Annotated in this window: 4 protein-coding genes and 1 pseudogene; all 5 read right to left on the bottom strand. The window is 59.7% G+C overall.

The window, feature by feature from the left end; translation table 11 throughout:
- Nucleotides 1–1,760 (bottom strand): annotated as a pseudogene (locus tag ACIOVB_RS24900) (chemotaxis protein CheA); the annotation flags it as partial.
- 54 nt (nucleotides 1,761–1,814) lie between these two features.
- Entirely contained in the window at nucleotides 1,815–2,603 is a 789-nt protein-coding gene (locus ACIOVB_RS24905; RefSeq protein WP_027613919.1) for a protein phosphatase CheZ, read from the bottom strand.
- Nucleotides 2,604–2,620: 17 nt separating this feature from the next.
- On the bottom strand, nucleotides 2,621–2,992 hold the full coding sequence (locus ACIOVB_RS24910) for a chemotaxis response regulator CheY (protein WP_161986607.1): 372 nt from the start codon (nucleotides 2,990–2,992) through the stop codon (nucleotides 2,621–2,623).
- Between the two features lie 166 nt (nucleotides 2,993–3,158).
- A complete protein-coding gene (gene fliA / locus ACIOVB_RS24915; RefSeq protein ID WP_003222919.1) occupies nucleotides 3,159–3,899 on the bottom strand; it encodes an RNA polymerase sigma factor FliA in 741 nt (246 codons plus the stop codon).
- Nucleotides 3,896–4,690, bottom strand: a 795-nt coding sequence (gene fleN / locus ACIOVB_RS24920) for a flagellar synthesis regulator FleN (protein ID WP_401271977.1), incomplete at its 5' end; no start/stop codon positions are given. The genes fliA and fleN, both read right to left, overlap by 4 nt.

Raw genomic sequence — 4,690 nt, forward strand, 5'->3', positions numbered from 1 at the left:
GGTCTTCACCACGTCCATGCCGACACCGCGGCCGGACACGTCGGAGATCTCGGTCTTGGTCGAGAAGCCCGGAGCGAAAATCAGGTTGTAGCACTCGGTGTCGCTCAGGCGATCGGCCGCGTCCTTGTCCATCACGCCGCGTTTTACCGCGATCGCACGCAGGACGTTCGGGTCCATGCCTTTGCCGTCATCGGAGATCGACAGCAGGATGTGGTCGCCTTCCTGTTCGGCTGCCAGTACCACGCGACCACCACGGGCCTTGCCCGATGCTTCACGTTCTTCCGGCGACTCGATACCGTGGTCGACGGCGTTGCGCACCAAGTGGACCAGCGGATCGGCCAGAGCCTCGACAAGGTTTTTGTCGAGGTCGGTTTCTTCGCCGACCAGTTCCAGGTTGATCTCTTTCTTGAGCTGACGCGCGAGGTCGCGAACCAGACGCGGGAAGCGCCCGAAGACCTTCTTGATCGGCTGCATCCGCGTCTTCATCACCGCGGTCTGCAAGTCAGCCGTGACCACGTCGAGGTTCGACACGGCCTTTTGCATGGCTTCGTCGCCGCTGTTGAGACCCAGGCGCACCAGACGGTTACGCACCAGCACCAACTCGCCGACCATGTTCATGATTTCGTCGAGACGTGCAGTGTCGACCCGCACGGTGGTCTCGGCTTCGCTCGCCGGTTTTTCCGGTGGCGGTGCAGCCGGAGCACGGGCCGGAGCCGGTGCAGCAGCGGCAGCCGGTTTTGGCGCTTCAGCTTTTGGCTCAGGCTTGGCGGCAGGTTTCGGCGCAGCAGCGGCCGGTGCCTTCGCGGCAGGCGTGGCGACTGTCGAAGCGGAGCCTGCAGCAGCGGCGCCAACTTCAGTGAACTTGCCTTTGCCGTGCAATTCGTCGAGCAGCGATTCGAACTCGTGATCGCTGATCAGATCACTGCCGGCAGCGGCAGCCACCGGAGCGGCAGGCGCAGCAGGTGCCGAAGCAATTGCCGACTCCAGCGCTTCAACGGCGAAGTTGCCTTTGCCGTGCAACTGATCGAGCAGTGCTTCGAATTCGTCGTCGGTGATGTCCGAACTGTCGCCCGCCGCAGGTGCCGCAGGTTTGGCCGCTGCTGGCGTGACCGCGTCGGCTGCAAACTGACCTTTGCCGTGCAGTTGATCGAGCAACGACTCGAACTCGGCATCGGTGATTTCATCGCTGGCTGCCGCATCGGCAGTTTGCGCAGGTGCAGCAGCGGCCGGGGCCTCGGCTTCGGCCTTGACGGCGTTCAGCGAGTCCAGCAGCTGTTCAAATTCGTTATCGGTGATGTCGCCAGAATCGCCCTCGACGACCAGTTCCTCGATCATCTCGGCCACTGGCGAAGCCGGGGCTTCATCCGCCGTTTGCGGCTCGGCCAGACGTGCCAGTGCAGCCAGCAGTTGCGGAGTCGCAGCGGTGATCGGGGCACGTTCACGGACTTCGCTGAACATGCTGTTCACCGCGTCCAGTGCTTCGAGGACAACGTCCATCAGTTCTGCATCAACGCGACGCTCACCCTTGCGCAGGATGTCGAACACGTTTTCGGCGATGTGACAGCACTCCACCAGCTCGTTGAGCTGAAGGAAGCCGGCGCCCCCTTTTACAGTGTGAAAACCGCGAAAAATTGCGTTGAGCAGATCTGCGTCATCCGGACGGCTTTCCAGCTCGACAGTTGTTCGGACAGTTGCTCAAGAATCTCGCCGGCCTCAACCAGGAAATCCTGAAGGATCTCTTCATCGGCGCCGAAGCTCATTAATGGGGTGCTCCTACAGGTCTAAAAACCCAAAAAACCTAAAATTCAAAAACTCTAGAATCCAAGGCTGGATAACAAATCGTCCACATCGTCCTGACCGGACACAACGTCTTCTCGTTTATCGGCATGAATCTGCGGACCTTCACCCTGCGAGAGATGTTTTTGTGGATCTTTTTCTGCAAGCATCGCCGCACGGTCATGTTCGATGCCCGCAAAGCGGTCCACCTGACTGGCCATGAGGACGAGTTTGAGCAAATTGCTTTCGACTTCGGTGACCAGTTGGGTCACACGCTTGATCACTTGACCGGTAAGGTCCTGATAATCCTGAGCCAGCAGGATGTCGTTCAGATTGCTCGACACCGCACGGTTGTCCGTGCTGCTGCGCGACAGAAAACCGTCGACCCGGCGCGCCAGTTCGCGGAACTCTTCAGCCCCGACTTCACGACGCATGAAACGACCCCAATCGGTGCTCAAGGCCTGGGCTTCTTCAGCCAGACCATTGACCACCGGCGTGGCGCTTTCCACCAGATCCATGGTGCGGTTGGCCGCGGCTTCTGTCAGCTTGACCACATAGCCCAGGCGTTCGGTGGCGTCGGTGATTTGCGACACTTCCTCGGCCTGCGGCATGTGCGGATCGATCTGGAAGTTGACGATCGCACTGTGCAGTTCGCGTGTGAGCTTGCCCACTTCCTGATACAGGCCGCGGTCACGGGTCTGATTGAGCTCATGGATCAGTTGCACAGCGTCGCCGAACCTGCCTTTTTCAAGGCTCTCGACCAGTTCGACCGCGTGTTTTTTCAGGGTCGATTCGAAATCGCCCTGTGAAGATTCGTTATGCTCCATAGCTCCCCCGCGCGTCATCAGCCGATGCGTTCGAAAATCTTCTCGATTTTGTCTTTCAACGCCTGAGCCGTGAAAGGTTTGACCACGTAGCCGTTCACACCGGCCTGAGCGGCCTCGATGATTTGCTCGCGCTTGGCTTCAGCGGTCACCATCAGCACTGGCAGGTGCTTGAGTTTTTCATCGGCACGCACGTGACGCAGCAGGTCGATACCGGTCATGCCCGGCATGTTCCAGTCCGTTACCAGAAAGTCGATGCTGCCGCTGTTGAGTACCGGAATGGCGGTGACGCCATCGTCGGCCTCTACGGTGTTGGTGAACCCAAGATCCCGCAGCAGGTTCTTGATGATCCGCCGCATCGTTGAGAAGTCATCAACGATGAGGATTTTCATGTCTTTGTTCAATTCGACCTCCAAGCAGTCTTAAACGCGCCCAGCACCTGGACGCGCCACTTCAATCAATCGGCGCAGCACTCGAAGACTGTCTGGAGCACAACAGAGCAAGACCGGTGCCGTTTATCACCGCACCAGCCTCGTTCGCAGTGTCCCCACACTGCCTTCAGCGCGCTCGCCACTCCCCCAAACGCCCCCGCAAACGGGCCGCGCACTGGCTGTGTAACTGGCTGACCCGCGATTCACTGACGCCAAGGACTTCACCGATCTCCTTGAGGTTCAGCTCTTCGTCGTAGTACAGCGCCAACACCAGTCGCTCACGCTCCGGCAAATTGGCAATCGCGTCCGCCAGCGCTGCCTGGAAGCGTTCATCTTCCAGATCGCGTGACGGCTCAAGATGAGCACTGGCGCCATCCTCGTGCAGCCCTTCGTGTTCGCCGTCCTGCAACAGGTCGTCGAAACTGAACAAGCGGCTGCCCAGGGTGTCATTCAAAATCCCGTAGTAATCGTCGAGACTCAATTGGAGTTCGGCCGCAACCTCGTGATCTTTAGCATCACGGCCGGTTTTAGCTTCAATTGCACGAATCGCGTCACTGACCATACGGGTGTTGCGGTGAACCGAGCGTGGCGCCCAGTCCCCTTTGCGCACTTCGTCGAGCATCGCGCCGCGGATTCGAATGCCCGCGTACGTTTCGAAACTGGCGCCTTTGCTGGCGTCATATTTGGTCGAGACTTCGAGCAGACCGATCATCCCGGCCTGGATCAGATCCTCGACCTGCACACTCGCCGGCAATCGCGCCAGCAGGTGATAGGCAATGCGTTTTACCAGTGGCGCGTAACGCTCGATCAATTCGTACTGCGCGTCACGTGCCGACTTCTTGTAGTAATTCATACCGCTGGCGGTCATAGCACAGGCCCTGCCGTTTGCTGCACGAGGCGTTCGACGAAAAACTCAAGGTGGCCGCGCGGGTTGGCAGGCAGCGGCCAGGTGTCGACCTTCTGGGCGATCGCCTTGAACGCCAGCGCGCACTTGGAGCGCGGGAAGGCTTCATAGACCGCACGCTGCTTCTGCACCGCCTTGCGCACGCTTTCGTCGTAAGGCACGGCGCCGACGTATTGTAGGGCCACGTCAAGAAAACGATCCGTGACCTTGGTCAATTTGGCGAACAGGTTGCGACCTTCTTGCGGGCTCTGGGCCATGTTGGCCAGGACGCGGAAGCGGTTCATGCCGTAATCGCGATTGAGCAACTTGATCAGGGCGTAAGCGTCAGTGATCGAGGTCGGCTCGTCGCAGACCACCAGCAACACTTCTTGCGCGGCGCGAACAAAACTGACTACCGAGTCACCAATACCCGCAGCGGTGTCGATCACCAAAACGTCGAGATTGTCGCCGATGTCACTGAAGGCCTGAATCAGACCGGCATGTTGCGCCGGGCTGAGGTGAACCATGCTCTGAGTGCCGGACGCAGCGGGCACGATGCGGATCCCGCCCGGGCCTTGCAACAAAACGTCGCGCAGCTCGCAGCGGCCTTCGATCACGTCGGCCAGCGTGCGTTTGGGCGTCAGGCCCAGCAGAACGTCGACGTTCGCCAGCCCCAGATCGGCGTCCAGCAGCATGACCCGACGGCCAAGCTCTGCCAGCGCCAGAGACAAGTTCACTGACACGTTAGTCTTGCCGACGCCACCTTTGCCGCCGGT

Source organism: Pseudomonas sp. NPDC087639 (genome assembly GCF_044743385.1).
GTDB lineage: Bacteria > Pseudomonadota > Gammaproteobacteria > Pseudomonadales > Pseudomonadaceae > Aquipseudomonas.

What these genes read in the sequence shown, in the direction of transcription:
- ACIOVB_RS24910 (WP_161986607.1), bottom strand. Translation starts at nt 2,992, where the DNA reads ATGAAAATCCTCATCGTTGATGACTTCTCAACGATGCGGCGGATCATC.
- ACIOVB_RS24905 (WP_027613919.1), bottom strand. Translation starts at nt 2,603, where the DNA reads ATGGAGCATAACGAATCTTCACAGGGCGATTTCGAATCGACCCTGAAA.
- fliA (WP_003222919.1), bottom strand. Translation starts at nt 3,899, where the DNA reads ATGACCGCCAGCGGTATGAATTACTACAAGAAGTCGGCACGTGACGCG.